Raw genomic sequence first — 26,230 nt, forward strand, 5'->3', positions numbered from 1 at the left:
GGTTTATGACGCTAACAAACCGGAATCGCCATTGCTCCATGTGCTAAACAATATCTTAGCCAGTCGGCTAAAAACTGGTTAATTTGATGCTTTTCGTCGCGTTGATGCAACTTTTTATTCGGATAATCATACCGCGCTTTGAAGCGAAAGATCTGCTGGCTTGAACACACTTCAGCGACCATCGCGTCATGGTAAAGGCGCACCGTCATCGACGGCAGGCTCCAGTAGCTAATGCTGGGCGCCGTTTGTTCAATTTCGACAAGCGTAGTGTAGCGCGTTGATTCTGTTATCGTTAATCGATACTGCGCGTTGCTCACCTGATAGCTCACCGTTTCGCCGGGTGCGTCGTTTTTCGGCAGCAGGCGGCGCAATTGTGCGAAATTGGTTTCGCACAGGCGCATCATTTCTGGGAAGTCAGGTGTATAACGCTTCATTTTTTCCACTCGTTTCGTAAAGTCTGATAATGCAGTTGCAGCCATTGCAGAGCGATGACAGACGCTGCGTTGTCGATTTTCCCCTCTTCTACCCACTGATAAGCCTGCTCCCGACTCACCACATGAACCCGAATATCTTCGTTTTCATCTGCCAGACCGTGGATCCCTTCCGCCGTCGTGGCGTCCACTTCGCCCACCATAATGGACAAGCGCTCGCTGGTGCCGCCTGGGCTTGCCAGATAGCTCAGCACCGGTTTTGTCCGGCCAACCACCAGCCCCGCCTCTTCCAGCGCCTCGCGGCGGGCAACATCTTCGACCGATTCGCCCTCTTCAATCATGCCGGCCACCATCTCCAGCAGCCAGGGGCTGGCGCTGACGTCATACGCGGCAATACGGATCTGCTCCACCAGCACGACTTCATCACGCACTGGGTCAAAGGGTAGCAAGACTGCCGCATGCCCGCGCTCAAAAATTTCGCGTCTGATTTCACCGCTCATTTCGCCGTTAAACAGGCGATGCCTGAAACGGTAAAGTTCCATTGAAAAAAAACCGCTATAAAGCGTTTCTCGTGCAATAATTTCTACATCGTTTTTCGCGAATGTCACGGGCAAGTTTTCTGGTTTTTGCATGAGTCGAGTCCTGGTAGCAATGGTGATGAAATTATGAATTTCAAGGCTGTTTGGCTGCCGTTTGTAAGGCTATATGGTAGATTGGTGCAAATTACCGCCAGATGGCACGTAACGCCAACCTTTTGGTATGGAAGATTCTGTTAGAATCGGCAATTATTTTTTAATTAGATCAGCGCTAATACTGCTTCACAACAAGGAATGCAAATGAAGAAATTGCTCCCCATCCTTATCGGCCTGAGCCTGACGGGCTTCAGTGCAATGAGCCAGGCGGAAAACCTGTTACAGGTCTACCAGCAGGCACGTCTGGGCAACCCTGATTTACGTAAATCAGCGGCCGATCGTGATGCTGCGTTTGAAAAGATTAACGAAGCGCGTAGCCCATTGCTGCCACAGTTAGGTTTAGGTGCAGATTATACCTACAGCAACGGTTTCCGCGACGCCAATGGCGTTAACTCCAATGCTACCAGCGCCTCACTGCAATTAACACAGACGCTGTTTGATATGTCCAAATGGCGCGCCCTGACCCTGCAGGAAAAGAGCGCGGGCATCCAGGATGTGACGTATCAGACCGATCAGCAGACGCTGATTCTGAACACCGCCACCGCATACTTCAACGTGCTGAGCGCAATTGACTCGCTCTCCTACACCGAAGCGCAGAAACAGGCGATTTACCGCCAGTTAGATCAAACCACCCAGCGTTTCAATGTGGGTCTGGTGGCAATCACTGACGTTCAGAACGCCCGTTCACAATACGATAGCGTCCTGGCCAACGAAGTGACCGCACGTAACAACCTCGATAACGCGCTGGAATCCCTGCGTCAGGTTACCGGGAATTACTACCCTGAGCTGGCGTCTTTGAACGTCGACAGCTTCAAAACGGATAAACCGCAGGCCGTTAACGCCCTGCTGAAAGAAGCGGAAAACCGCAACCTGACGTTACTGCAGGCGCGTCTGAGCCAGGATTTGGCCCGCGAGCAAATCCGTCAGGCACAGGACGGCCACCTGCCGACCCTGAGCCTGAGCGCGTCTACCGGCGTGTCTGATACCACTTACAGTGGTTCTAAAACGAACACGTCCCAGTACGACGACAGCAACATGGGTCAGAACAAAGTGGGTCTGAACTTCTCGCTGCCACTGTACCAGGGCGGCCAGGTGACCTCTCAGGTGAAACAGGCGCAGTACAACTTTGTTGGCGCGAGCGAACAGCTGGAAAGTGCCCACCGCAACGTGGTACAGACCGTTCGTTCGTCCTTCAACAACGTGAATGCCTCTATCAGCAGCATCAACGCCTACAAACAGGCCGTTGTGTCTGCGCAGAGCTCTCTTGATGCCATGGAAGCGGGTTACTCCGTGGGTACGCGTACCATCGTTGACGTCCTGGACGCAACCACCACGCTGTACAACGCGAAACAGCAGCTCTCCAGCGCTCGTTACCAGTACCTGATTAACCAGCTGAACATCAAACAGGCGCTGGGTACGTTGAACGAGCAGGATCTGCAGATGCTGAACAGCACCCTGGGTAAACCTGTCTCTACTTCTCCGGAAAATGTTGCGCCAGAGAACCCTGAGCAGGTTGCCGCCGTTGATAACTTCAACGGTAACGGTGCTGCACCTGCCGCGCAGCCAGCTGCCGCACGTACGACTGCCCCCGCCAGCAGCGGTAACAATCCGTTCCGCAATTAAGCATGTCATCGGGCCCATTGCGGCCTGATGCCTTCGCTATACCCCTCTCCTTTCGGGAGAGGGCGTACGCAAATCACACCTGAACGTAAGCCAACGTAAAGATCCCCCTCATTCCGGCCATCATCGCTTCATTTTCAACCACTCATCCTCTATCCTGAGCGTTATTACCACTGGGTCCAGGAAGACAACGATGAAACGGACAAAATCTATCAATCACGCTTCGTTCCGCAAAAGCTGGAACGCGCGTCATCTCACCCCTGTTGCGCTGGCCGTCACGGCAGTCTTTATGCTGGCAGGCTGTGAGAAAAGCGATGAAACAGTTTCGCTTTATCAAAACGCGGACGACTGTTCTGCTGCAACCGGCAACGCCGCAGAGTGTAAAACGGCATATACCAACGCCCTGAAAGAGGCGGAACGTACTGCGCCGAAATATGCTTCACGTGAAGACTGCGTGGCAGAGTTCGGTGAAGGTCAGTGTCAGCAGGCACCGGCTCAGGCAGGCACAGCCCCTGAAAACCAGGCACAGGCCCAGTCCAGCGGCAGTTTCTGGATGCCGCTGATGGCAGGTTACATGATGGGCCGCCTGATGAGTGGCGGTGCGGGTTACCAGCAGCAGCCGCTGTTTAGCTCGAAAAACCCGGCCAGCCCGGCTTATGGTCAATATACCGATGCCAGCGGCAAAGGCTATGGCGCAGCCACCCCTGGCCGCTCCGTAACCGTACCGAAAACGGCGATGGCTCCGAAACCCGCGACCACCAGCACCATTACCCGTGGCGGGTTCGGTGAGTCTGTGGCGAAACAGACCAGCATGCAGCGTAGCGCGTCAGGCACGTCCACTCGCTCAATGGGCGGCTGATCATGGAACGAGTCAGTATCACCGAGCGCCCGGACTGGCGCGAAAAAGCGACCGAATACGGTTTTAACTTCCACACCATGTACGGCGAGCCATACTGGTGTGAAGACGCTTACTACAAGCTCACGCTTGCCCAGGTTGAGAAACTGGAAGAGGTGACCGCCGAGCTGCACCAGATGTGCCTGAAAGTGGTGGATAAAGTCATCGACAGCGACGCGCTGATGGCGAAGTTCCGCATTCCGAAGCACACCTGGAGTTTCGTCCGCCAGTCGTGGAAAACCCACCAGCCTTCGCTTTACTCACGTCTGGATCTGGCGTGGGACGGCGTGGGCGATCCTAAGCTTCTGGAAAACAATGCTGATACGCCAACCTCGCTGTACGAAGCGGCGTTCTTCCAGTGGATCTGGCTGGAAGACCAGGCCAATGCCGGCAACCTGCCGCAAGGCAGCGACCAGTTCAACAGCCTGCAGGAAAAGCTGATTGAGCGTTTCGCCGAACTGCGCGAACAGCATGGTTTTAATCTGCTGCACCTTGCCTGCTGCCGCGACACGGAAGAAGACCGTGGCACGGTGCAATATCTGCAGGACTGCGCGGCCGAAGCTGAAGTGGCGACCGAGTTTCTCTATATCGAAGATATCGGCCTGGGTGAGAAAGGTCAGTTTACTGACCTGCAGGATCAGGTGATAAGCAACCTGTTCAAGCTCTACCCGTGGGAATACATGCTGCGTGAAATGTTCTCCACCAAGCTGGAAGACGCCGGCGTGCGCTGGCTGGAGCCGGCATGGAAGAGCATTATCTCCAACAAAGCCCTGCTGCCGATGCTGTGGGAGATGTTCCCGAACCATCCGAACCTGCTGCCGGCTTACTTTGCAGAAGACGATCACCCGCCGATGGAGAAATACGTCGTTAAACCGATCTTCTCCCGCGAAGGGGCGAACGTGTCGATTATTGAAGATGGCAAAACGCTGGAAGCCGTTGAAGGGCCTTACGGCGAGGAAGGAATGATCGTCCAGGCGTTTTATCAACTGCCGAAGTTTGGTGACAGCTATACCCTGATTGGCAGCTGGCTCATCAACGATCAGCCAGCCGGGATTGGCATCCGCGAAGATCGCGCGCTGATCACGCAGGATCTGTCACGGTTCTATCCGCACATTTTCGTCGAGTGATCGGGTGTGCCGGGGTGCGAGCGGAAGCCCTCACCCCGGCCCTTTCTCTTTGGGAAAGGCACGCATACGTTATCCAATCTGCACCGACAACATACTTAAGCTTCCCATCTCAATGCCATCGACCGGTATGCTGATCGGCTCCTGACCATCCCACGCGCCCAGTACATACAGCAACGGCAGGAAATGTTCCGGCGTCGGGTTAGAGAGTGAACCGCCTTCGTGATCCAGATAGTTCACCAGCGGATGCTCCTCAACCGGCCCTTGCCAGGTCAGATTTGCTTTCACGTAATCGTTAAAAGATGTCGCCCACGGGTATGGCGTGTTCTCACCGTGCCAGCGCGCTGTACGCAGGTTGTGTACCACGTTGCCGCTTGCGATCAGCATGATGCCCTCGTCGCGTAAGGTCGCCAGTTTTCGCCCCATCTCCAGGTGCCAGGCCGCCGGTTTAGTGCTGTCGATACTCAACTGCACCATTGGGATGTCTGCCTCGGGATACATCTTTATCAGTACGCCCCACGAGCCATGGTCAAAGCCCCAGGCTTCGTTATCCAACGCCACAGGCACAGGCGCGAGTAATTCCACCAGCTGTCGGGCCAGCGCTGGCGAGCCGGGTGCCGGATAGTGCGTGTCGTACAACGCCTGCGGGAAGCCGCCGAAATCATGAATGGTTTTTGGCGTTTCCATGGCGGTCACGCCCGTGCCCCGGGTAAACCAGTGCGCAGACACCACCACAATCGCTTTCGGACGCGGTAGCGTCTCGCCCAGATGACGCCATACTCGGGTATAGACGTTGTCTTCCAGAACGTTCATTGGGCTACCGTGGCCTAAAAACAGTGCTGGCATACGGGAAGAAGTCATGGTGATATCCTTACAGAAGGTGTCAATTTAATGGTTCTACATTACGCGCAATCTCGCCCGGATGAACGCAGATAAGCGTGAAGATCATCATCAGGAAATTTGAATGTAAGGAATGTGTAAAGCAGGGTTTCGCCTCTCGCTTTGACCGAAATGAACCATTAATATTAATGATAATCATTATCATAAGGAGCAATGCATGTCAGTCCCCTTGATCCTGACTATACTGGCGGGCGCCGCAACGTTCATCGGTGCCATTCTCGGTGTGCTTGGTCAAAAGCCGTCTAACCGCGTGCTGGCCTTCTCATTGGGCTTTGCTGCCGGGATCATGCTGCTCATCTCTCTGATGGAGATGCTCCCTGCCGCACTGGGCACCGAAGGCATGTCTCCGGTGCTGGGGTATGGCATGTTTGTATTCGGCCTGCTTGGCTACTTTGCCCTCGACCGCATGCTGCCGCACGCGCATCCGCAGGATTTAATGCAAAAAAGCGTGACCCCGATGCCGCGCAATATTAAGCGCACGGCCATTCTGTTAACGCTCGGCATAAGCCTGCACAACTTCCCGGAAGGCGTGGCAACCTATGTCACCGCCAGCAGCAATCTGGAGATGGGCTTTGGTATCGCCCTGGCGGTCGCTTTGCACAATATTCCTGAAGGACTGGCGGTGGCCGGGCCGGTTTATGCCGCCACCGGCTCGAAACGGACCGCGGTGTTCTGGGCGGGGATCTCGGGGATGGCCGAAATTCTCGGCGGCGTGCTGGCGTGGTTGATTCTGGGCAGCCTGGTCTCGCCTGTGGTGATGGCCGCTATCATGGCCGCCGTGGCCGGGATAATGGTGGCGCTCTCCGTGGATGAGCTGATGCCGCTGGCGAAAGAGATCGATCCGAATAATAACCCGAGCTATGGCGTGCTGTGCGGCATGTCGGTGATGGGCTTAAGCCTGGTGCTGCTGCAAACAGCAGGGATCGGCTAAGACAATAGCGCATTAACGTCTCACAACAAAAAAGCCGGGTTTCCCCGGCTTTTTCACATCAGCCCTTTCAGCTGGCTTTGCGCGCGTGCGCCTGGCGATACTCCACCAGATCTTCAATCGTCACCACGGGCATATTATGCAGACGGGCAAAGGTGATGCACTCCGGCGCACGTGCCATGGTGCCATCGTCGTTGGTGAGTTCACACAGTACGCCCGCAGGTTTAAAGCCTGCCAGGGTCACGAGGTCAATGGTCGCTTCGGTGTGACCGCCACGGGTCAATACACCGCCGGCCTGCGCACGCAACGGGAAGACGTGGCCTGGACGATGCAGGTCTGATGGCTTCGCATCATCGGCAATCGCGGCACGTACGGTGGTCAGACGGTCAGCCGCTGACACGCCGGTGGTCACGCCATGTGCCGCTTCGATGGTCACGGTAAAACCGGTTCCAAAGGCGCTGGTGTTGTTTTCAACCATCATGGGCAGGTCGAGCTGCTTACGACGGTCTTCGTTGATACACAGGCACACGATGCCGCTACCGTGACGGATGGTCAGCGCCATCTGCTCAACGGTCATGTTTTCGGCGGCGAAAATCATGTCGCCTTCATTTTCACGGTTTTCATCGTCAAGCACCATCACGCCGCGGCCTTCGCGCAGTGCATCCAGTGCATGTTCAACACGTTCAATAGAAGTGCCAAAAGAGGAAAGTAGCGTCTGATTCATGGTAAAAAAACCTCATTAACATTATGGTTACCAGAATCAGGGCAGTCTTAGGAGCGCCGTATTAGCGGCAAAAAGATAACGTGAGCGGGCCAGGCCCGACTTGATCGTTACTCTCTCCCATCCGGACTCTAACCGTCGGCCCCGGAATTACACCGGATCTGCTGTCCTTTGAGTGGTGACCCAAAGCGCTCGCGGGCTTTCAGCGTTACGCTGATTTACCGCCGGTGGGGAATTTCGCCCCGCCCTGAGAATAAGCGAGATAACTATAACGCGATTGATTACCCTGGGCAATGCGCAGACATAAAATCTCCTTTATCCTGGGGCATGACGCGCTACAATGTTCATTAACACCGTCTTATCAAGGGAAGCCACAATGATTGACCCGAAGAAAATTGAGCAAATTGCGCGTCAGGTTCATGAGTCTATGCCAAAAGGCATTCGTGAGTTTGGGGATGACGTAGAGAAGAAAATCCGCCAGACGCTGCAGGCGCAGTTGGTTCGCCTTGATTTAGTCAGCCGCGAAGAGTTTGACGTGCAGACGCAGGTTCTGCTGCGTACCCGCGAGAAGCTGGCCCTGCTGGAGCAGCGTCTGAACGAGCTGGAAAACCGCAATACGCCAGCGGAAGTAAAACCGGCACCGGCCATTCCACCGGTTGATGAAGCAGAATAACAGCCGCGTATAACGGGCTGTTTGCGAAGATACCCTCTCCTGCAAAGAGAGGGTGAAAAAAACGGGCCAGATGGCCCGTTTTTTATTGGCTGACTTTATTTGCTGTCTTTCTGGATCTTCTTGATGATGTTGGTGGTTGAGCACCCGTCCTCAAAGTTGAGCACCATCACTTCACCGCCATTAGCCCAGACCTCTTCGCTGCCTGCGATTTGATCCGGTTTGTAATCGCCGCCTTTCACCAGCAGATCCGGCAAAATACCGGCAATCAGGCGCTGCGGGGTATCTTCTTCAAACGACACCACCCAGTCCACCGCTTCCAGTGCACCCAGCACGATCATGCGCTGCTCCAGCGGGTTCACCGGACGCGTTTCACCTTTAAGACGTTTCGTCGACGCATCGCTGTTCACCGCCACAATCAGACGGTCGCCCAACTTACGCGCATTGGCCAGATAAGAGACATGACCGGCATGCAGGATGTCGAACACGCCGTTGGTCATCACCACTTTTTCACCGCGTTTACGGGCGGCGGCAACGGCCACTTTCAGCTCATCTTCGCTCATCACGCCAAAACCGGTATCGGCACGACCACGCACCGCGTTTTCCAGTTCGATCGGCGAAACGGTGGAAGTTCCCAGCTTGCCGACGACCACGCCTGCCGCAGCATTAGCGAAGTAGCACGCTTCTTCCAGAGAGTTCCCTGCCGCCAGCGTCGCCGCCAGAACGCCAATGACCGTGTCGCCAGCACCGGTCACGTCATACACTTCCTGCGCCTGGGTCGGCATATGCAGCGGCGCTTTGCCAGGCTGTAGCAGCGTCATCCCCTGCTCGGAGCGGGTCACCAGCAGTGCGGAGAGTTCGAAGTCAACAATGATCTTCATGCCGCGCTCAACGAGCTCTTCTTCCGTCTTACATTTGCCCGCCACCGCTTCAAACTCAGAGAGGTTTGGCGTCAGCAGCGTTGCGCCGCGATAGCGCTCAAAGTCAGTACCTTTCGGGTCGATCAGCACGGGCACATTGGCTTTACGCGCGAGCTGAATCATCTGCTGTACGCTTGCCAGCGCACCTTTGGCGTAGTCGGACAGCACCAGCGCGCCGATAGTGCTCAGCGCCTGGTTAATGCGCTCGTGCAACGGCTCAGGATCAACGCCCTCAAAGCCTTCCTCGAAGTCGAGGCGGATCAGCTGCTGGTTACGCGACAGAACGCGCAGTTTGGTGATCGTCGGGTGTGTCGGAACCGAAACGAAGTCGCACTTCACATTCACGTCCGCCAGCGACTTGCTCAGCGCACGCGCCGCATCATCAATGCCGGTTAAGCCAACCAGACGCGACTGCGCGCCCAAAGAGGCAATGTTCATCGCCACGTTTGCCGCGCCGCCAGGACGCTCTTCAATGGTGTCGACCTTAACTACCGGTACCGGTGCTTCCGGAGAGATGCGGCTGGTCGGCCCGTACCAGTAGCGATCCAGCATGACATCCCCGACAACCATAACTCCAGCACGTTCAAACTCTGGCAGTGTTACTTTCATTCCTGACTCCAGAAAGATTCACAATTTGCGCGCGATAATATCACACTTGTTTTGTTACGCACGGTTCCACCAGCCACTTCTGCCAGCTGGCGGTGACCTGCGCGCGTTCAGTGGCGAAACAGTCCAGCGCGACGTGGCCAGGCTGCTCCTGTAAGGCCAGGTGGTGCAGCTCGTCGCGCAGCGTGGTATAGGCGCGCGTTAAGGCCTGCGCCTCCTGCTCATCCATAATGTCGTTTTGCGCCAGCAGTTCCAGAATACGCACATTATCAGACCAGCGGGTCAGCTTCGGTTTAGCGTGCGCATGGCGTAGCACCAGATATTGCGTAATAAATTCAATATCGGTAATGCCGCCCTCATCCGCTTTAATATCAAAGCGATCGCGATGCTTATTGCCCAGGTGCGCGCGCATTTTCTCGCGCATCTCACGCACGTCGGTCTGGAGCGTGCTGCCGTCACGCGGGGTCGTCATAATCTCCCGACGAATGGCATCAAACTGCGTTTTCAGCGACGGATCGCCGTACACCACGCGGGCACGCACCAGCGCCTGATGTTCCCACGTCCAGGCTTCATTCTTCTGGTACTCAGCGAAGGATTCCGTTGAGGTCACCAGCATGCCGGCCGCGCCGGAAGGACGCAGACGCGCATCCACTTCATATAAAATGCCGGATGACGTGCGGGTGCTGAACAGATGCATAATGCGCTGGGCCAGACGCAGGTAGAACTGACGCCCGTCGATTTCACGCTCGCCATCGGTCATGACGTCTGCCGGACAGTCATGCAGGAAGATTAAATCGAGATCCGAGCTGTACCCCAGTTCCCATCCGCCGAGCTTACCGTAACCCACAACGGCAAAACCGCGGCCTTCGCGGTCAGCAAGGTGTTTCGGCTGGCCGTAGCGCGCCACCATCTGAATCCATGCCTGATGCACCACCGCATCAATGATCGCTTCCGCAAGCCAGGTTAAGTGATCGCTCACTTTCATCACTGGCAGCGTTCCGGCGATATCTGCCGCCGCCACGCGCAGCATTTGCGCCTGCTTAAACTGACGCAGCGCCTCCAGCTGTTGCTCTTCGTCCTCTTCCGGTACGCGCAGCAGATACTGACGCAGCTCGTCACGGTAGGCGTCCGTTGCCGTCGGCTGGTAGAGCGTATTGGGATCCAGCAGCTCATCCAGCAACAGCGGATACCGCGCCAGCTTGTTGGCCACCATCGGCGAGGCGGCGCAAAGCGTAATCAGATGCTTGAGCGCGCCCGGGAACTCGCTCAGCAACTCAAGATAGGTCGTACGGGTGATGATGCCGCTCAGCAGCGGCATCATGCGCGACAGCGGTACCGGCGCATCCGCACGCGAGCAGACATTGCTCAGCAGGTGCGGCATCAGATGATCCAGCACCTGACGACCGCGCGGACCAATGGCTCGTTTATTCAGTTCGAGACGGAAATCAGCAATTAACGCCACCACACGATGGCGATCGTCGTCGCTCAGGTGCGCCAGCACCGGCGTGGTGTCATCTTCCTGCAGCGCGTCCTGCCACAATTCGCGCCAGTGTTCAGAGAGCGTATCGTCCTGCGATTCACTTTCATCGTCACCAATCAGCGCGTTAAAGACACGGCGCACACCGGCCATATGCGCATCCAGTTGCCCGGTCAACGTTGACCAGTCGTCGACGTGCATCCCCCAGGCCAGCCGCGCCCGGTTCAGGTCATCGCCTGGTAAAGTCTGGGTCTGCTCGTCATTGATGCTTTGCAGCAGGTTTTCCAGGCGGCGCAGGAACAGATAGGCCTCACGCAGGATCTGCGCGTCGCCTTCCGGCAGCAGATGCAGTTGCTCTATGGCTGACAGCGTCGGCAGCAGCGAACGGGATTGCAGTGAAGGCTCACGTCCGCCGCGGATCAGCTGGAAGACCTGAACGATAAATTCGATTTCGCGAATGCCGCCCGCGCCGAGCTTGATGTTGTCCTTCAGACCCCGGCGGCGCACTTCACGGGCGATCATTCCTTTCATGTTGCGCAGCGACTGAATAACGCTAAAGTCGATATAGCGACGGAACACGAACGGGCGCAGCATGGCGCGCAGCTCGTTGGCGTAGGCATCGTCGCTGTCTCCCATGATCCGCGCTTTGACCATCGCGTAACGCTCCCAGTCGCGCCCCTGCTCCTGGTAATAATCTTCCAGTGCCGCAAAGCTCAGCACCAGCGGACCGCTGTCGCCAAACGGGCGCAGGCGCATATCCACGCGATAGACAAAACCATCCTGGGTAGGTTGATCCAGCGCTTTAATCAGACGTTGCCCGAGACGGGTAAAGAACTGCGCATTGTCCAGTTCACGGCGGCCCCCGCGTGTGGAGCCGTTCTCCGGCCAGGCAAAAATCAGGTCGATATCCGAGGAGAAATTCAGTTCGCAGCCCCCGAGCTTGCCCATGCCCAGAATCAAGAGTGGCTGAGGAACCCCATCCTCATTGCACGGCGTGCCCCATTCTTTACAGCAGGCGGCATAGAGCCAGTCCCGTGCGGCAACAATCAGCGTCTGTGCCAGCTCGCTCAGCTGCTGCAGGGTACTTTCTTCGCTGACCAGCTCCAGCGCCTGAGCCCAGGCAATACGCACCATCACCCGGCGGCGGAACTGGCGCAGGACGCGCATCAGTGTCGCTTCATCCGCGACCTCTTCAAGTGCGGTTTGCAACCAGCCCGCATAATGCCGCCACTCGTCTGCCTGTGGCGGGGTGCTCTCAAGCGCCCCCAGCCAGTCCGGGTAAGCGGTGATACTTTCCTGCACAAAATCACTGAAGGTGAGCACGCTCCTGGCCTGCTCGCTTAACGATGACGCCGGTAATGACTCAGGCAGACGTTCGCAAACGGTCTGCCACTGCTGCTGTAACTGCGAAGAAAGCGGCATTATAGGGTTCCTTGCCAGAGTTAACGTTTTCCGCTGTGCAGCCAGAACGGCTCCTGCGAAATGGCTTCATTACGGAAATGCTCAATCTCAATGTGCTGACGGGTTTCGATAGCATGTTTCAGCCCCTGCCAGTTCTCCAGCCAGGCCTGCGCTTTAGGGCCGTCATAGGCACCCGACAGCAGCAGCATGCTGTCGATATTGCGCGACAGGCGGATCAGCTGATCGCCATACTGGTCTCCCAGCGGATACGCAAAGGTGGTTTTAAGCTCCGCCGCGTGGCGTGAAAGATGGATATCCGCGAAACGTTTGAAGTTATCTTCAATTTTGGCCTGCGCTTTTGCATCCAGGAAGGCACGCCAGCTGCGCGTCACCAGAAACTCGGTCAGCGCCAGCCTGGCGGCGGCGTTTTGCGGGCTGTAGAGCGCCGTTTGTGCGGATACGTCAGAGAGCAGCAGCGCTTCGGTCTGGGTCAGCAGGTCACGTAAGTGAGCGCTCGCTTTACGAGGTACGATGCCGCCGAACAGCGCCAGGGTATGACGCACAAGGCTCATCGCCGCTAACACGTGCGCTTTTGCGTTTTTCACATTACGCACCCACAGCTCTTCATGATAAAGCCACTGTGAGAGCGCCAGCTCCAGTGCCGCCTCCATGCCCTGCTCAACGCTGGCTTTCGGTGGCACGTGCAAAATAGTCGTCTCTTTCAGCAGGCGCGGCGCATTCCCGGCGGCCAGATGATACCCCCGCGCCGCTTTGCTCAGGCTGCCCTGACGCAGGCCCGGCTGGCTTACCAGCTTACGCGCCAGCTTCAGTACGTCCTGGACTTCACCCTCCAGCAGTTCGAGCTCCAGCTCGCAAATCGGCTCCTGAAGCTCACCCGCTTTTACCTCACCCTGATCGAGGGCGATTTCAATGCGGCTTTTCCCTTCCGTTACCAGCCATTTTTCACGCCAGAAATCGGTGCTAAACAGCGGTTTCACCTCGGCGGATAAGGTTTCTGGCAGCACGCCGTCCGGCCAGACTTCTGCCGGGAAACGATCCAGCTCAAGTTCTGGCTGATTGATGTCGATATTGTATTCCGGGCGCTGATGCAAACCGCCGACCACGCGGCCAGCGATTTTCATCGTCATCTCGTAGCGCCCGTTCGCGCCACGGATGCGCAGTCCCATATCATGGCGGCGCAGCCAGTTGTCTGGCGTTTCGTAATAAATATTAAGCAGTTGTACCGGTTCATGGTGTTCGCCGGAAAGGGTCTGCAGATGCTGACGGAGTGCGTCAACGCTGTCTTTTTCGACGATAAATTTTAATTCGATTTCTTGAGCCATAGCCTTGTACTTTTGCAGGCGTCACAGACGCGTCAATGAGGGCGAACTTCCTCGCCATTTGTTTGTCAGTACATAGTATTTTGCGCCAAATTGCCACGCAATGAGCAATTTGACGGGCGTAAATGTTTAGGGTCGTGACACAGATGATTCTGATTGCTGACGAATGCTTTGCGTAGAGACACTGTTGCCACTACTATCGTTCCACTATTTATGAAAATAACGACTAATGATGCTTAAATTACGCCTGATTGGACTTACTTTCCTCGCTTTTAGCGCCGCAACCGCCGTGCACGCTGAAGAGAAGCGTTACGTTTCTGACGAACTGAACACCTGGGTACGCAGTGGCCCTGGAGATAATTATCGCCTCGTGGGTACGGTCAATGCCGGCGAGGAAGTGACGCTGTTACAGACCAACGCGGAGACCAATTATGGTCAGGTTCGCGACAGTACCGGCCGCACGTCCTGGATCCCACTGAAAGAGCTGAGCGCGGTGCCAAGCCTGCGCACCCGCGTGCCGGATCTGGAAAATCAGGTGAAAACGCTGACCGACAAGCTGAACAATATCGACGGTACCTGGAACCAGCGTACCGCGGAAATGCAGCAGAAGGTGGCCCAGAGCGACAGCGTGATTAACGGTCTGAAAGATGAGAATCAGAAACTGAAAAACGAGCTGATTGTCGCGCAGAAGAAGGTGAACGCCGCCAATCTGCAACTTGATGACAAACAACGTACCATCATCATGCAGTGGTTTATGTACGGTGGCGGTGTGCTGGGCGTTGGCCTGGTGCTGGGTCTGGTGCTTCCTCACCTGATCCCAAGCCGTAAGCGTAAAGACCGCTGGATGAACTAATTCGTCTTCTCTGCCAGACTTACGTATTATCTTGCGAAAAGAGAAAACGGGAGTACAGGGCGTGAAGAGTTATCTGGTCGGTGGTGCGGTACGTGATGCGTTGTTAGGTCTGCCGGTCAAAGATAAAGACTGGGTGGTGGTGGGAGCCACACCTGAAGAAATGCTTAACGCGGGCTACCAGCAGGTAGGCCGCGATTTTCCCGTGTTTCTGCACCCGCAAAGTCGTGAGGAGTACGCCCTGGCGCGTACCGAACGGAAATCCGGTTCGGGTTATACCGGCTTCACCTGCTATGCCGCACCGGACGTCACGCTGGAGCAAGATCTCCTGCGTCGCGATCTCACCATCAACGCGCTGGCGCAGGACGAAGACGGCCAGATTATTGACGCGTATGGCGGTCAGGACGATCTGCGTAATCGACTGCTGCGTCACATCTCCCCGGCGTTTTCTGAAGATCCGCTCCGCGTGCTGCGCGTGGCGCGCTTTGCGGCGCGTTACGCGCATCTGAGCTTCCGCATTGCCGATGAGACCCTGGCATTGATGACCGCCATGACCGAGGCGGGCGAACTGGCCCACCTCACGCCAGAGCGCGTCTGGAAAGAGACGGAAAACGCCCTTACTACCCGCAACCCGCAGGTCTTTTTCCAGGTGCTGCGTGACTGTGGCGCACTGAAAGTGCTGTTCCCGGAAATTGACGCGCTGTTCGGCGTGCCCGCCCCGGCGAAATGGCACCCGGAAATCGATACCGGCGTGCATACCCTGATGACCCTGAGTATGGCTGCCATGCTCAGCCCCGAGGTGGATGTGCGTTTTTCTACGCTGTGCCACGATCTCGGCAAAGGATTAACGCCAAAAGCCATGTGGCCGCGCCACCATGGCCACGGTCCTGCCGGGGTGAAGCTGGTCGAAGGACTTTGCCAGCGCCTGCGGGTACCCAATGAGATTCGCGATCTCGCCAGACTGGTGGCGGAATTTCACGACCTGATCCACACCTTCCCGATCCTCAAACCGGCCACCATCGTTAAGCTGTTTGATAACATCGACGCATGGCGCAAACCCCAGCGCGTCGAGCAGATCGCGTTGACCAGCGAAGCCGACGTACGTGGCCGCACCGGTTTTGAAGCCTGCGATTATCCGCAGGGGCGGCTGTTACGCGCAGCGTGGGAAGTGGCAAAAGCGGTACCGACTAAAGCGGTTGTCGAGGCGGGCTTCAAGGGATCGGAAATCCGGGAAGAGCTGACGAAACGTCGAATTCAGGCGGTGACGGACTGGAAGGAAAAGCATTGCCCTCAGCCTAAAGACTGAGGGCCGTCGGTCAGAAGAAGACCACGTAAACCGCAGCCGCCACGATAAAGCGATAGATCGCGAACGGAATAAACGAGATACGTTTAATCAACTGCAGGAAGGTTTTGATGGCGATCAGCGCCACGATAAAGGCGGTGACAAAGCCCACGGCGAACATCGGAATGTCACCCGTGGTGAGGAAGCCAATGCTTTTATAGACGTCGAGTGCGGTCGCGCCCATCATCATCGGCACCGCCAGCAGGAACGAGAACTCCGACGCAGCATAGCGGCTAACGCCCATCAGCATCCCGCCAGAGATGGTCGCGCCTGAGCGTGAAAAGCCCGGCCACAGCGCCAGACACTGGAAACAACCAATGATAAACGCCTGACGGTAGGTCATGTCATCCAGACCTTCCGCGCGTGGCGTTTTCGGCTTCAGCAGTTCTGCCGCGATCAGCAGGAAACCGCCGACGACCAGCGCATACATGACGTTAATCGGGTTAAACAGCGATTTAATGGTGTCGTGGAAAACCAGGCCCAGAACCACTGCCGGAACCATGCCAAGCAGAATATGGATAAGCGTCAGGCGACCTTTGCTTTCACCCTCGCGCTGAGGAAGACGGCCAAAGTGGATACCGATAAGCCCGAACAGACGACGCCAGAACATCACAACGACCGCCAGAATAGACCCCAACTGAATGACAACTTCAAACGTCTTTGCGGTATCGCCTTCAAAGCCCAGCAGATGGCCAACGATAATCATATGGCCCGTACTGGAAACCGGCAAAAACTCCGTCAATCCTTCGACCACACCCAGTATTGCCGCCACCAGCAGCGAGTGCATATCGCTCATCTATAAACCCCTAAAAAGATATAAAAAAAACGGTGTCCCACGCGGACAACCGTGAAAGATACAGCTTTAAGACCGGTATAACCTAAAATGGTTTAGCTATTATGACGTTAAATCTTCCCTTTCAGATTTGTGCCACGCTCAATGATCACGCCGACGTTAGCGGCACGCGCCACGGCGCCCGGTTTGCTCAACTTGATGCGTACCCACGGTGCGTTGAACTTGCTCAGCAGCAGCTCAGCCACCTCTTCTGCCACACGCTCCACCAGCGCAAAACGTTGCCCTTCGACGTGGCCCACGACCGTTTCACTGATATCGGCGTAGCTCAGACAGTCATTCACGTCGTCGCTTTTTGCTGACTTGCGGTTATCCCAGCCCATTTCGATATCGAACACGAGTTTCTGCTCAATGGTCTGTTCCCAGTCGTAAACACCAATAGTGGTGATTACCGAAAGTTGCTCTATAAATACAATATCCATCACGACCTGCCTGCTTTTTGGCTAAACCGGATACCACTTCCGGCGAATTATGCGTATTATCCACAGATGCTGAGAATACAGATACATTTTCAAAACGGAACAGCGTTATGAGTGCAATCGCGCCTGGAATGATCCTCCTCGCCTACCTTTGCGGCTCAATCTCCAGCGCCATTCTGGTCTGCCGCATTGCCGGGTTACCTGACCCGCGCGAAAGTGGTTCCGGGAATCCGGGGGCGACCAATGTACTACGAATTGGCGGCAAGGGAGCAGCCGTAGCGGTATTGATTTTTGATGTTCTGAAAGGAATGTTACCCGTCTGGGGAGCGTATGCGCTGGGCGTAACGCCGTTCTGGCTGGGGCTCATTGCTATCGCCGCCTGTGTTGGCCATATCTGGCCTGTATTCTTTGGTTTTAAAGGCGGTAAAGGCGTCGCCACCGCCTTTGGTGCTATTGCCCCTATCGGCTGGGACTTAACCGGCGTAATGGCCGGCACCTGGCTACTGACCATTCTTCTGAGCGGTTACTCGTCACTGGGCGCCATCGTCAGCGCGCTGATTGCGCCATTCTATGTCTGGTGGTTCAAACCGCAGTTTACCTTCCCGGTGTCGATGCTCTCCTGCCTCATCCTGCTGCGTCATCACGATAATATTCAGCGCCTGTGGCGTCGCCAGGAGACCAAAATCTGGTCGAAGCTCAAGAGAAAGAAAAAAGACGCCCCGTAAGGGGTTAGTTATGCCTTATAACCAAATGTGATTTTGGTCACCCTCTGCCTGTGGTAACTGTTAATGACACAACACAACCACACAAAAAGAAAATGGCAGACATTACAGACACAACTCCCCTTTCAACGGCAGGACATTCGCCTGATGGCAACATCAAGTGGGTACGTAACGCCTCTGACGTTTCACGTCTGGTCAACGGCGGTTCTCAGGGTCGGGCCAACGCCCGCATCGTAGTCGGTATCGCGCTGGGCGGTATTTTCCTCGATGCGTACGACCTTGGTGCGCTGGCGTTCGGCATCAAAGACATCACCCGCGAATTTAATCTCACCCCCGCCGGTACCGGCATGGTGGCCTCGGCCATTACCTTTGGTGCGATTGTCGGGGCGCTACTGGGTGGCTATCTCACGGACAAGATCGGACGCTACCGCGTCTTTATGGCCGACATGCTGTTCTTCGTGGTAGCGGCCATCGCCTGTGCACTGGCACCGAACGAATATGCGCTGGCGGGCGCACGCTTTGTGATGGGCCTCGGCGTGGGGATCGATCTGCCGGTGGCGATGGCGTTTCTTAGCGAGTTCGCCAGGCTCAAAGGCCCCGGAAACAAGGCCTCCAGCGTGGCAATGTGGTGCCCAACCTGGTATGCCGCAATCAGCATCTCTTACCTGTTGGTGTTATTCTTCTACGCCGTACTGCCAGAAAGTCACAGCGACTGGCTGTGGCGCTTAATCCTGGGGTTTGGCGCGGTGCCTGCGCTGGTGATTATCGCCATTCGTAGCCGCTACATGAGCGAGTCCCCGGTCTGGGCGGCGAATCAGGGCAACCTGAAAGAGGCGGCCGCTATCTTGCGGCAATCGTATAACATCAACGCCCACGTGCCGCAGGATGCGCTTAACCAACCGGCACCGGTGGTCAACAAGGCGAAGTGGGCAAACTATCTGCACCTGTTCCGTGGCGTCTATTTGCGACGTACCACGCTCGCTACCCTGCTCTCGGTGGTGTCGTCTTTCGCCTATAACGCCGTCGCATTTGGTCTGCCGGTCATTATCTCCAGCTTCTTTGTGCAGTCGATGCTGACCACTATTCTGATCTCGCTGGTGCTAAACCTGCTGTTTGCCTTCGTCGGCGGATTGTTGGCAGTGCGCTATGTTCCGCGCTTCGGCGCGTGGCGGATGTCACTGGCGGGCTACGCCTGTCAGCTTGTTGCTCTGCTGGGGCTGGCGCTGATTGGTCGTCCGGAAGGCGTATCGGAAGGCATTATCGCCGTCGCGATGCTGGCGCTGTTCCTGTTCGGTCAGGGCTTTGGGCCCGGCGCCCATACCATGACGTTTGCGTCCCTGAGCTATCCCACCTCTCTGCGCGGCGTGGGCGTGGGCCTTAACCAGACGCTGATGCGCAGCAGTTCTACGCTCTCGCTGTTCCTGTTCCCGCTGCTGGTGGCCTCTCTTGATACCGCCGTGTTCTGGGTGATCGCCCTGGCACCGTTTATCGGGCTGGCTTCGCTGCTGGCGATCCGCTGGGAGCCGTCCGGCTATGATGTGGATGCAGAGGATTACCGATAACCTTCTCAACCGGCTCCTTGAGCCGGTTTTTTTATCCATAAGCGACTCATATGACAGCCTTCATTTCTGCCAGGGCATACTGAAACGTCTCCCGATGATGAGCAGATGGATGCAGCATGTTAGCAGCTCAGGTCACTGATAATTCTTACAAAGGCTGGCAGGCATCGCTTGCCCTGCAGTTTTGTTACACCCCTGAGAAAACCCTCCTGCACGCTGCTCATCACTTCGGGCCCCTCACCGTACAGCGGCCTTTTTATCCCGAAGGCGACACCTGCCACCTGTATTTGCTGCACCCGCCAGGCGGGATAGTCGGCGGCGATACGCTGGATATTTCGGTGCATCTGGACGCGAAAAGCCATGCGCTGATCACCATGCCCGGCGCGAGCAAGTTCTATCGCAGCAGCGGTCCGCAGGCCTGTCTCAATCAGCACTTCTGGCTCGATGATGAGGCTACGCTGGAGTGGCTGCCGCAGGACACCATTATCTTTCCCGGTGCGAATGCCGCCCTGCGTTCCGTTTTTCATCTGAAGGCTTCCAGTACGCTACTGGCGTGGGAATTGTACTGTCTGGGTCGCCCGGTGATCGGCGAAACCTTCAGCCACGGCACGCTGGAAAGCCGCCTTGAGATCTGGGTCGACGATGAGCCACGGCTGATTGAACGTCAGCACCTCAGCAATGGCGATCTCACGCCCGTTGCAGGTCTCCCGTGGGTCGGCACGCTGCTGTTCTTTCCGGCCAGGGAAGCGCACCTCGAAACGGTGCGCGAGCTGCTGACGCCGCTGAGCCACTTTGCCGGGGCAACGCTCACAGACGATCTGCTGTCGGTGCGTTTTCTCTCCCACGACAACCTGATTTGCCAGCGGGTGATGCGCGATATCTGGCAGTCGCTTCGCCCGCTTTTAACCCCCAAAACCGCCTGTTCGCCGCGTATCTGGCAGACATAAGGGAAACGTTATGGAACTGACCCCCAGAGAAAAAGACAAGCTGTTGCTGTTTACCGCTGCGCTGGTTGCCGAACGCCGCCTTGCGCGCGGGGTAAAACTGAATTACCCGGAATCAGTCGCGCTGATCAGCGCGTTTATTATGGAAGGCGCCCGCGATGGCGAAACCGTCGCCTCACTGATGGAAGCGGGCCGTCACGTCCTGACGCGCGACCAGGTGATGGAAGGCGTACCGGAGATGATCCCCGACATTCAGGTGGAAGCGACGTTCCCGGACGGATCAAAGCTCGTCACCGTCCATAACCCGATCGTATAAGGAGCGCGTGATGATCCCAGGCGAATACCAGATCCAATCCGGAAACATTGCGATCAACGTTGGGCGAGACACGCAAAACGTGATCGTCGAAAACCATGGCGACAGGCCGATCCAGGTGGGATCGCACTACCACTTTTATGAGATTAACCCGGCGCTGAAATTCGACCGGGAAGCCACCAAAGGCTATCGGCTGAATATTCCGGCAGGCACCGCCGTGCGTTTCGAACCCGGACAGAAGCGCGAGGTGACGCTGGTTCAGGTCAGCGGCGCGCAGCGTATTTTCGGCTTTCGCGGCGAGGTGATGGGAGAGGTGAAAAATGGCTGAAATTTCACGCCAGGCCTACGCCGATATGTTCGGCCCCACCACTGGCGATAAAGTGCGTCTGGCCGACAGTGAGCTGTGGATAGAAGTGGAAAACGATCTCACGGTCTACGGCGAAGAGGTCAAATTCGGCGGCGGGAAGGTGATCCGCGACGGTATGGGTCAGGGGCAGATGACATCCGACGGCTGCGTGGATCTGGTGCTGACTAACGCGCTGATTATCGATCACTGGGGGATCGTTAAAGCCGATATTGGCGTAAAAAACGGGCGGATCTTTGCCGTGGGTAAAGCCGGTAATCCGGATATACAGCCCGGGGTCACGATCCCGATTGGCGCAGCGACAGAAGTGATCGCCGCCGAAGGGAAAATTGTCACCGCCGGCGGGATCGACACGCACATCCACTGGATCTGCCCGCAGCAGGCGGAAGAGGCGCTGGTCTCTGGCGTCACCACCATGATTGGCGGGGGCACGGGCCCTGCGGCAGGCACCAACGCCACGACCTGTACGCCGGGGCCCTGGTATATCGCACGAATGTTGCAGGCGGCCGATACACTACCGGTGAATATCGGCCTGCTTGGCAAAGGTAACGGTTCCAACCCTGATGCCCTGCGCGAGCAGATCGCAGCGGGTGCCATCGGGCTGAAGATCCACGAAGACTGGGGCGCGACGCCGGCCGCCATCAACTGCTCACTGGCGGTGGCGGAGGAGATGGATATTCAGGTGGCGCTGCACAGCGACACGCTGAACGAATCCGGTTTTGTTGAGGACACGCTGGCGGCTATCGGCGGACGGACCATTCACACCTTCCATACGGAAGGGGCGGGCGGCGGACATGCACCGGATATTATTACTGCCTGCGCGCACCCGAATATTCTGCCCTCCTCCACTAACCCGACGCTGCCCTACACGGTGAATACCATCGACGAGCATCTCGACATGCTGATGGTGTGTCACCACCTCGACCCGGATATCGCCGAGGACGTCGCCTTTGCTGAATCACGCATTCGCCGGGAGACCATCGCTGCGGAAGATGTCCTTCACGATATCGGTGCCTTCTCGCTGACCTCGTCCGACTCCCAGGCAATGGGTCGCGTCGGCGAAGTGATTATTCGTACCTGGCAGGTGGCGCACCGTATGAAGGTTCAGCGCGGCGCACTGCCGGAAGAGACCGGGAACAACGATAACTACCGCGTGAAACGCTATATCGCCAAATACACCATTAACCCGGCGCTGACCCACGGGATTGCCCATGAAGTGGGCTCGATTGAGGCCGGGAAAATGGCGGATTTAGTGGTCTGGTCCCCCGCGTTCTTTGGCGTCAAACCCGCCACCATTGTGAAAGGCGGGATGATCGCCTGCGCGCCGATGGGGGATATCAACGCCTCTATCCCAACGCCGCAACCGGTCCATTACCGCCCGATGTTTGGCACGCTGGGTGCCGCACGCCATGCGACACGGCTGACGTTTGTTTCCCAGGCTGCCGATGCGAAGGGCATTTCGCACCAGCTCAGCCTGCAGAGCGGCATAGCCGTCGTAAAAGGCTGCCGCACGGTGAAAAAGGCCGACATGATCCACAACAGCCTGCAGCCCAACATCACCGTTGATGCACAAACTTACGAGGTTCGCGTTGATGGCGAGCTCATTACCAGCGAGCCGGCAGACGTTCTGCCGATGGCCCAACGCTATTTCCTGTTTTAAGGAGTGACGATGATCTACCTGACCCAACGCCTTGACCATGCCCATCCGATAACCGCCAGCGTCACGCTGCCGATTGATGTCCGGGTAAAAAGCCGTGCCCGCGTGACGCTGAATGACGGTCGCGAAGCCGGGCTGATGCTGCCGCGCGGCCTGCTGCTGCGCGGGGGAGATCTGCTGACCACTGACGACGGCAGCGAGGTGATCGAGGTGATCGCCGCGCCGGAATCGGTCTCCGTGGTGCGCTGCGACGATCCGTTCCTGCTCGCCCGCGCCTGCTACCACCTCGGCAACCGCCACGTGCCGCTGCAGATCATGCCCGGCGAGCTGCGCTACCACCACGATCATGTGCTCGATGACATGCTGCGCCAGTTCGGGCTCGAGGTGACATTTGCCACCCTCCCGTTTGAACCGGAAGCAGGGGCGTATACCAGCGATGCCCACAGCCATAGTCACTCTCACGCTCATTCACATTAAGGATTCATCATGCGTACGTTTTTACCTCTGTTACTGCTGGCCTTTTCTCTTCCTGCCCTGGCGCATCCCGGACACGGCACAGACAGCTTTCAGGCCGGTTTTTTCCATCCGCTGACGGGTCTTGATCATCTGCTGATGCTAACCGGTGCGGGCGTACTTTCGGCCCTGAGCGGGCGCAAGCTGCTGCTGCCCCTTGCCACTCTCAGCATGATGCTGGCCGGGGCCGTTGCAGGCAGCCTGCTTGGCGGCTTTAGCGGCATGGAAATGCTGATTATCGCCTCGCTGGCGGTCTGCGGCGCGATGATGTTTAAAACCGAAAATCGCCTGCTGTTGGCCGTGCCGGCGCTGGCTATGTTCCACGGCTGGGCGCACGGGGTAGAGATGTCTGGCCACAACTTCTGGCTCTTCACCAGCGGCTTTATGTTTGCCAGTGCCACGGTGCTGTGCGCCAGCTTCGCCGCCGGGTTGCTGCTGCGCCGTCACGACGGGTTACGTAAAACCTTTGGTGGCGGGCTGATTGTCTCTGCGCTGCTGGCGCTGATGGGCTGATGGAGCACGTCCGCCAGCGGCTGCGCCTGATGCAGCTCTCCAGCAGCAGCCTTCCGGTCGGGTCATTCACCTGGTCGCAGGGGCTGGAGTGGGCCGTAGAAGCAGGCTGGGTCCCCGATGCTGAGGCGTTCAAAAACTGGCAGATCCTGCAGATGGAGCAGAGCTTTTTCTATGTCGATCTGCCGCTGTTTTCCCGACTTTACCAAGCGTGCGAGCAAAACGATTTGGCGACGGCAACACGCTGGACGGCCTACCTTCTCGCCTGCCGGGAAACGCGTGAACTGCGTGAAGAGGAACGCAACCGCGGGGCGGCCTTTACGCGCCTAATCAAAAGCTGGGAACCGGACTGTCCGGCAGAGTGGCGGACGCTGTTTATGCAAAGCCAGCTCAGCGGCATGGCGTGGCTCGGAGTACGCTGGGGCATTAGCGCCCATGAGCTGGCCCTGAGCCTGGGCTACAGCTGGATTGAGAGCGCGGTCATGGCGGGCGTCAAGCTGGTGCCGTTCGGGCAACAGGCGGCGCAGCAGCTGATTATCGACCTGAGCGACCACTTTGCCGCCGGGCTTGAACCGGCATTTTTGCGTGGCGACGACGCGCTGGGTGCGGCAACGCCGCTGTCGGCCATCGCCTCTGCGCGCCACGAAACACAATATTCACGATTATTCCGTTCCTGAGGAGACAACATGGCTGATTACAAACATCCCCTGCGCGTGGGCGTGGGCGGCCCGGTGGGGTCGGGCAAAACCGCGTTACTGGAAGCACTCTGCAAAGCAATGCGCGACACCTATCACCTGGCAGTGGTGACCAACGATATCTACACCAAAGAGGACCAGCGCATTCTCACCGAAGCGGGTGCCCTTGAGCCAGAGCGCATCGTGGGCGTGGAGACGGGCGGCTGCCCGCATACCGCAATCCGCGAAGATGCCTCAATGAACCTGGCGGCAGTGGAAGCGTTAAGCGAAAAGTTCGGCAATCTGGACCTGATCTTCGTTGAAAGCGGCGGTGACAACCTGAGCGCCACCTTCAGCCCGGAGCTAGCTGACCTGACAATCTATGTGATTGACGTCGCTGAAGGGGAGAAGATCCCGCGTAAGGGCGGCCCAGGGATAACCAAATCCGATTTTCTGGTGATCAACAAAACCGACCTGGCACCCTATGTGGGGGCCTCACTGGAGGTGATGGAGCGTGACACCAACCGCATGCGCGGCGAGCGCCCGTGGACCTTCACCAATCTGAAGGCGGGCGACGGACTGGCGACGATCGTGACATTTCTGGAAGAGAAAGGGATGTTGCGGGTGTAACCGTATAAATCCCCTCTCCCTGGCGGGAGAGGGTTAGGCATTAGGCCTCCGGCAACTCCGCCAGCGGCCAGCGTGGACGTACAGAGACGCTCAGATCGGCGGTCGCGCCAGCGTTCAGACGTACCATGCCCGCGTAGGCGATCATCGCCCCGTTATCGGTACAGAATTCCGGACGGGCATAAAATACTTCCCCACCACGCTTTTGCATCATCTGCGCGAGTTTTGCACGCAACGTGCGGTTGGCGCTGACGCCCCCGGCCATCACCAGACGCTTAAAGCCGGTCTTTTCCAGTGCGCGTTTGCATTTGATCATCAGGGTATCAACCACCGCGTCTTCGAACGCACGGGCGATATCAGCACGGGTCTGCTCGCTATCGTCGTTATTGCGAATGGTATTGGCCGCGAAGGTTTTCAGACCAGAAAAGCTGAAATCCAGCCCTGGACGGTCAGTCATCGGACGCGGGAAGACGAAACGCCCTTCCGTGCCCTGCGATGCCATTTTCGAGAGCATCGGACCGCCAGGATAATCCAGACCCAGCAGTTTGGCCGTTTTGTCGAAGGCCTCACCGGCTGCGTCGTCAATGGACTCGCCGAGCAGTTCATACTTGCCAATCCCCGTTACGCTAATCAGCTGGGTATGGCCACCTGAAACCAGCAGCGCCACAAAAGGAAACGCAGGCGGATTATCTTCCAGCATCGGCGCCAGAAGATGCCCTTCCATATGGTGAACCGGAATGGCCGGCACATCCCACGCGAATGCCAGCGAACGGCCCACCGTTGCGCCGACCAGCAGCGCACCCACCAGGCCCGGGCCTGCGGTATACGCTACAGCATCAATATCAGTAGAGCTCAACCCGGCTTCTTTCAGCGCCGCCTGAATCAGGGGAACCGTTTTACGCACGTGGTCACGAGAAGCCAGTTCAGGCACGACGCCGCCGTAGTCAGCGTGTAATTTCACCTGACTATACAGTTGGTTGGCAAGAAGCCCTTTTTCGTCGTCGTAAATGGCGATGCCGGTCTCATCGCAGGATGTTTCAATACCCAGTACACGCATGACTTGTTTTACCTCGTTTCAATACCGCGCAGTGTAGGGCCAATGCGGATTGATGTAAAACTTTGTTCGCCCCAGGAAGAAGCCTCGTGTATACTCCTCACCCT

The 26,230-nt window shown here is 57.1% G+C and carries 27 protein-coding genes and 1 riboswitch; of the genes, 17 read left to right on the forward strand and 10 right to left on the reverse strand.

Annotated elements, in window-relative coordinates; all coding sequences use genetic code 11:
• Window positions 1-11: 11 nt before the first annotated feature.
• Together ACMVME_RS15720 and nudF are read right to left on the reverse strand one after the other, a co-directional pair.
• On the reverse strand, window positions 12-434 hold the full coding sequence (locus ACMVME_RS15720) for a DUF1249 family protein (protein ID WP_014833293.1): 423 nt from the start codon (window positions 432-434) through the stop codon (window positions 12-14).
• Entirely contained in the window at window positions 431-1,063 is a 633-nt protein-coding gene (nudF, locus tag ACMVME_RS15725) for an ADP-ribose diphosphatase (RefSeq protein WP_014171643.1), read from the reverse strand. Before nudF ends, ACMVME_RS15720 begins: the two co-directional genes overlap by 4 nt.
• Before the next feature lie 204 nt (window positions 1,064-1,267).
• Here nudF and tolC point away from each other — a divergent pair, with 204 nt between their 5' ends.
• From tolC to ACMVME_RS15740, 3 genes are all read left to right on the forward strand, one after another.
• Window positions 1,268-2,746 carry an outer membrane channel protein TolC gene (gene tolC / locus ACMVME_RS15730; RefSeq protein ID WP_020883637.1) on the forward strand — a complete coding sequence of 493 codons (1,479 nt, stop codon included), beginning with the start codon at window positions 1,268-1,270 and terminating at the stop codon, window positions 2,744-2,746.
• A gap of 190 nt (window positions 2,747-2,936) precedes the next feature.
• Window positions 2,937-3,602, forward strand: a complete 666-nt coding sequence (locus ACMVME_RS15735; protein ID WP_014171645.1) for a DUF1190 family protein — start codon at window positions 2,937-2,939, stop codon at window positions 3,600-3,602.
• A 2-nt stretch (window positions 3,603-3,604) separates the two neighbouring features.
• Window positions 3,605-4,765, forward strand: a complete 1,161-nt coding sequence (locus tag ACMVME_RS15740; protein WP_068795019.1) for a glutathionylspermidine synthase family protein — start codon at window positions 3,605-3,607, stop codon at window positions 4,763-4,765.
• A gap of 69 nt (window positions 4,766-4,834) precedes the next feature.
• Here ACMVME_RS15740 and ygiD read toward each other — a convergent pair whose 3' ends face one another.
• Window positions 4,835-5,623, reverse strand: coding sequence for a 4,5-DOPA dioxygenase extradiol (gene ygiD / locus ACMVME_RS15745; RefSeq protein WP_020883636.1), 789 nt, complete (start codon window positions 5,621-5,623; stop codon window positions 4,835-4,837).
• A gap of 196 nt (window positions 5,624-5,819) precedes the next feature.
• Here ygiD and zupT point away from each other — a divergent pair, with 196 nt between their 5' ends.
• Entirely contained in the window at window positions 5,820-6,593 is a 774-nt protein-coding gene (gene zupT / locus ACMVME_RS15750) for a zinc transporter ZupT (RefSeq protein ID WP_014171648.1), read from the forward strand.
• A gap of 67 nt (window positions 6,594-6,660) precedes the next feature.
• Here the strand turns inward: zupT and ribB are convergent, their stop codons facing one another.
• Complete coding sequence (gene ribB, locus ACMVME_RS15755; protein ID WP_014171649.1) at window positions 6,661-7,314, reverse strand: 3,4-dihydroxy-2-butanone-4-phosphate synthase; 654 nt, start codon at window positions 7,312-7,314, stop codon at window positions 6,661-6,663.
• 105 nt (window positions 7,315-7,419) lie between these two features.
• A riboswitch (FMN riboswitch) is annotated at window positions 7,420-7,570 on the reverse strand.
• A 117-nt stretch (window positions 7,571-7,687) separates the two neighbouring features.
• On the opposite strand from ribB, the gene ubiK reads away from it, so the two are divergent.
• Entirely contained in the window at window positions 7,688-7,984 is a 297-nt protein-coding gene (gene ubiK, locus ACMVME_RS15760) for a ubiquinone biosynthesis accessory factor UbiK (RefSeq protein ID WP_020883634.1), read from the forward strand.
• 95 nt (window positions 7,985-8,079) lie between these two features.
• On the opposite strand, the gene hldE is transcribed toward ubiK, so the two are convergent.
• From hldE to ACMVME_RS15775, 3 genes are read right to left on the reverse strand one after another with little or no spacing between them, the layout of a single operon-like run.
• Window positions 8,080-9,510, reverse strand: coding sequence for a bifunctional D-glycero-beta-D-manno-heptose-7-phosphate kinase/D-glycero-beta-D-manno-heptose 1-phosphate adenylyltransferase HldE (hldE, locus tag ACMVME_RS15765; protein WP_068795020.1), 1,431 nt, complete (start codon window positions 9,508-9,510; stop codon window positions 8,080-8,082).
• Between the two features lie 40 nt (window positions 9,511-9,550).
• Entirely contained in the window at window positions 9,551-12,409 is a 2,859-nt protein-coding gene (glnE, locus tag ACMVME_RS15770) for a bifunctional [glutamate--ammonia ligase]-adenylyl-L-tyrosine phosphorylase/[glutamate--ammonia-ligase] adenylyltransferase (protein ID WP_139108124.1), read from the reverse strand.
• Between the two features lie 17 nt (window positions 12,410-12,426).
• Window positions 12,427-13,728: an inorganic triphosphatase gene (locus ACMVME_RS15775; RefSeq protein WP_032678982.1), complete on the reverse strand. Its 1,302-nt coding sequence runs from the start codon at window positions 13,726-13,728 to the stop codon at window positions 12,427-12,429.
• Between the two features lie 229 nt (window positions 13,729-13,957).
• Between ACMVME_RS15775 and ACMVME_RS15780 the strand changes: the two genes are divergently transcribed.
• Entirely contained in the window at window positions 13,958-14,578 is a 621-nt protein-coding gene (locus tag ACMVME_RS15780; RefSeq protein ID WP_025203004.1) for a TIGR04211 family SH3 domain-containing protein, read from the forward strand.
• Between the two features lie 61 nt (window positions 14,579-14,639).
• Window positions 14,640-15,881, forward strand: a complete 1,242-nt coding sequence (locus ACMVME_RS15785) for a multifunctional CCA addition/repair protein (RefSeq protein WP_068795022.1) — start codon at window positions 14,640-14,642, stop codon at window positions 15,879-15,881.
• 10 nt (window positions 15,882-15,891) lie between these two features.
• Here ACMVME_RS15785 and bacA read toward each other — a convergent pair whose 3' ends face one another.
• Both bacA and folB read right to left on the reverse strand, forming a co-directional pair.
• Complete coding sequence (bacA, locus tag ACMVME_RS15790; protein ID WP_014171656.1) at window positions 15,892-16,713, reverse strand: undecaprenyl-diphosphate phosphatase; 822 nt, start codon at window positions 16,711-16,713, stop codon at window positions 15,892-15,894.
• A gap of 107 nt (window positions 16,714-16,820) precedes the next feature.
• Window positions 16,821-17,189 (reverse strand): bifunctional dihydroneopterin aldolase/7,8-dihydroneopterin epimerase, encoded by a 369-nt coding sequence (gene folB / locus ACMVME_RS15795; protein ID WP_020883629.1) that lies wholly within the window; start codon window positions 17,187-17,189, stop codon window positions 16,821-16,823.
• A 107-nt stretch (window positions 17,190-17,296) separates the two neighbouring features.
• Between folB and plsY the strand changes: the two genes are divergently transcribed.
• From plsY to ureG, 10 genes are all read left to right on the forward strand, one after another.
• Window positions 17,297-17,911 carry a glycerol-3-phosphate 1-O-acyltransferase PlsY gene (gene plsY, locus ACMVME_RS15800; RefSeq protein WP_020883628.1) on the forward strand — a complete coding sequence of 205 codons (615 nt, stop codon included), beginning with the start codon at window positions 17,297-17,299 and terminating at the stop codon, window positions 17,909-17,911.
• Window positions 17,912-18,003: 92 nt separating this feature from the next.
• Window positions 18,004-19,470: an MFS transporter gene (locus ACMVME_RS15805; RefSeq protein ID WP_068795023.1), complete on the forward strand. Its 1,467-nt coding sequence runs from the start codon at window positions 18,004-18,006 to the stop codon at window positions 19,468-19,470.
• A 116-nt stretch (window positions 19,471-19,586) separates the two neighbouring features.
• Window positions 19,587-20,414: an urease accessory protein UreD gene (locus ACMVME_RS15810; protein WP_068795024.1), complete on the forward strand. Its 828-nt coding sequence runs from the start codon at window positions 19,587-19,589 to the stop codon at window positions 20,412-20,414.
• A gap of 10 nt (window positions 20,415-20,424) precedes the next feature.
• On the forward strand, window positions 20,425-20,727 hold the full coding sequence (locus ACMVME_RS15815; protein ID WP_003862556.1) for an urease subunit gamma: 303 nt from the start codon (window positions 20,425-20,427) through the stop codon (window positions 20,725-20,727).
• 10 nt (window positions 20,728-20,737) lie between these two features.
• Complete coding sequence (locus ACMVME_RS15820) at window positions 20,738-21,052, forward strand: urease subunit beta (protein ID WP_020883624.1); 315 nt, start codon at window positions 20,738-20,740, stop codon at window positions 21,050-21,052.
• Entirely contained in the window at window positions 21,045-22,748 is a 1,704-nt protein-coding gene (gene ureC / locus ACMVME_RS15825) for an urease subunit alpha (protein WP_068795025.1), read from the forward strand. Before ACMVME_RS15820 ends, ureC begins: the two co-directional genes overlap by 8 nt.
• Window positions 22,749-22,757: 9 nt before the next feature.
• A complete protein-coding gene (gene ureE / locus ACMVME_RS15830) occupies window positions 22,758-23,222 on the forward strand; it encodes an urease accessory protein UreE (protein WP_185791337.1) in 465 nt (154 codons plus the stop codon).
• A gap of 9 nt (window positions 23,223-23,231) precedes the next feature.
• A complete protein-coding gene (locus tag ACMVME_RS15835; protein WP_014171664.1) occupies window positions 23,232-23,771 on the forward strand; it encodes a HupE/UreJ family protein in 540 nt (179 codons plus the stop codon).
• Window positions 23,771-24,445, forward strand: coding sequence for an urease accessory protein UreF (locus ACMVME_RS15840; RefSeq protein WP_068795027.1), 675 nt, complete (start codon window positions 23,771-23,773; stop codon window positions 24,443-24,445). The genes ACMVME_RS15835 and ACMVME_RS15840 overlap by 1 nt, the downstream gene beginning before the upstream one ends.
• A gap of 9 nt (window positions 24,446-24,454) precedes the next feature.
• A complete protein-coding gene (gene ureG, locus ACMVME_RS15845) occupies window positions 24,455-25,072 on the forward strand; it encodes an urease accessory protein UreG (RefSeq protein ID WP_014171666.1) in 618 nt (205 codons plus the stop codon).
• 40 nt (window positions 25,073-25,112) lie between these two features.
• Here ureG and tsaD read toward each other — a convergent pair whose 3' ends face one another.
• On the reverse strand, window positions 25,113-26,126 hold the full coding sequence (gene tsaD / locus ACMVME_RS15850) for a tRNA (adenosine(37)-N6)-threonylcarbamoyltransferase complex transferase subunit TsaD (protein ID WP_020883618.1): 1,014 nt from the start codon (window positions 26,124-26,126) through the stop codon (window positions 25,113-25,115).
• Window positions 26,127-26,230: the final 104 nt, after the last annotated feature.

It is taken from the genome of Enterobacter cloacae complex sp. 2024EL-00711 (genome assembly GCF_047529885.1).
Lineage (GTDB): Bacteria > Pseudomonadota > Gammaproteobacteria > Enterobacterales > Enterobacteriaceae > Enterobacter > Enterobacter ludwigii.